The sequence below is a fragment of the Polynucleobacter kasalickyi genome (genome assembly GCF_900176405.1).
Taxonomy (GTDB): Bacteria; Pseudomonadota; Gammaproteobacteria; order Burkholderiales; family Burkholderiaceae; genus Polynucleobacter; species Polynucleobacter kasalickyi.
The window spans coordinates 1-1,077 of the sequence record NZ_FWXJ01000036.1 but is presented as its reverse complement, the minus strand read 5'-3'; the positions used below and the strand labels follow the sequence as shown (position 1 = coordinate 1,077).

The following is a 1,077-nucleotide window of genomic DNA, read 5'->3' as shown; positions in this document are numbered from 1 at the left end:
GATGGCATTGCCTACTAGCTCGGAAGTTTTGTTCATTACCTTTCTAATTAAGGCATAACCGCTTTTCCGCTCAACGAGGGTAACAATAGCTTGCTTGTGGTTCGCTCCAATCACTGTGTCGCCTTCCCAATGACCAACCTGTGCTCTCTCTTCAATATAAGCGGGGCGTTCACTAATCGGTCTTCTAGCGACAATTTGTCCGCGACGTTCTTGACCACTTGCATAGCGTTTCTTACGCTTCTTTTGGCAGCGCAGTTGTTTCCAAAGGATTCCACCAGCGGCTTTGTCGGCGTAAATATGTCGATAAATCGTCTCATGGCTGATCCCAACCTCCTCGGCAGTTTGTTCGGGACTCCACTTGATCTGAAGAAAGTCCACTGTCTGAGACCATTGCTCAGCGCTAATTTGAGAAGCATTACGAGAGCCTAAAGAGCGCTCCTGGGCTAACAAACAGGCTTGTCGAGGTCGATAACCTCGACCGCCAGTATTGCGAGCAATCTCTCGACTAATGGTCGATTTGTGTCGCCCCAGCAACTCGGCAATCTGTTGTTTGTTTTTTCCGGCTGACATTAATATATAAATCTGATATCGTTCTTCTTGGCTAAGGTGTTTATAGTTCATGGCTACTTTGACTTGGAGGTCGAGAAGCTAAGATACTAAATCATCCTTAGCCTCCTTCCATTTTTCAAAGTTGCACTTCGTATTAGAATTCACCTCATTTAATACTTCAAAAAAAATAACTGATACAACTAAACTTAAATAAGTTTATCTACCAAACAATTGATTTGTTATTAATCTTGACCATTTGCCATAAAAATTCAACCTTGCTATATCAATCATAACTATTATGAAGAGTAATTATTCAAATTGAATTAGAAGTTCAATTAACTATAAAATGCCGTCAATTTTTTGGAAAGATAAAATGAAATCACCAGCAAAACTTAAGGAAGAGTTAAATAATGCTATAAAGAATATTCAATCGTGATCTTGCCCCTGAGAAACGTACCTCTTAACTATATGAAAAAATGATATAAATATAGTGATGGAGGTGTCAAATGGTGGTGAAACGAACAAGGG

1 protein-coding gene is annotated in these 1,077 nt (G+C 39.9%); it reads right to left on the bottom strand.

Annotated elements, in window-relative coordinates; translation table 11 throughout:
• A partial coding sequence (locus B8983_RS13825) for an IS30 family transposase (protein WP_084286147.1) occupies window positions 1-621 on the bottom strand: 621 nt, incomplete at its 3' end.
• Between the last annotated feature and the right edge of the window lie 456 nt (window positions 622-1,077).